Here is a 243-nt window from a genome sequence, read left to right as displayed (position 1 = left end):
AAACTCCCAATATGCCGATTGGTTCCATGTCAATGAATTTCCAGTCACCTATACCGAGACGAAAGATTTTGAACATGCGAATAAAATCAGTTATGATGTTTTTGCCTTCACTCCTCATATGCCAAAATTAAATACGGCAAATCCTGAAGTGAAGGAGTACTTGCTGCATATTGCCCGTTACTGGATCGAAGAGTTTGATATCGATGCTTGGCGCCTAGATGATCCACTTCATTGGCAACATCT

General features: G+C 40.7%; 1 protein-coding gene. It reads left to right on the top strand.

The genetic code is table 11. The annotated features are described in order from the left end of the window. Positions 1–243 (top strand): alpha-amylase family glycosyl hydrolase (locus tag RMT89_RS44990; RefSeq protein WP_315889526.1); only part of this gene is annotated, 243 nt, incomplete at both ends.

Source organism: Streptomyces sp. P17 (assembly GCF_032436805.1).
Taxonomy (GTDB): domain Bacteria; phylum Actinomycetota; class Actinomycetes; order Streptomycetales; family Streptomycetaceae; genus Streptomyces.
Note: the sequence above shows the minus strand (reverse complement) of the source record. Positions and strands in the feature narration are given on the sequence as shown.